The organism is Herbaspirillum sp. C7C2, from assembly GCF_022627865.1.
Taxonomy (GTDB): Bacteria; Pseudomonadota; Gammaproteobacteria; order Burkholderiales; family Burkholderiaceae_D; genus Herbaspirillum; species Herbaspirillum frisingense.
Genome location: NZ_JABXGI010000104.1, coordinates 1 through 203 on the forward strand (window position 1 = coordinate 1; position 203 = coordinate 203).

Genomic DNA, 203 nt, shown 5'->3' on the forward strand with positions numbered 1-203 from the left:
ACCACGTGGCGCAGCACTTCCGGCAGCGCGGCCAGGATCACGCCACCCAGCACCACGCCGGGGATGTGACCGATGCCGCCCAGCACCACCATGGCCAGCACGGCGATGGATTCGGTCAGCGAGAACGATTCCGGCGACACAAAACCCTGGAAGGCGCCGAACATGGCACCGGCCACGCCACCGAAGGAGGCGCCCATGGCGAA

Annotated in this window: 1 protein-coding gene; it reads right to left on the reverse strand. The window is 68.0% G+C overall.

Annotated features, from left to right (window positions below):
- Positions 1-203 (reverse strand): ABC transporter permease subunit (locus tag HWE04_RS24420; protein ID WP_446719263.1); only part of this gene is annotated, 203 nt, incomplete at both ends.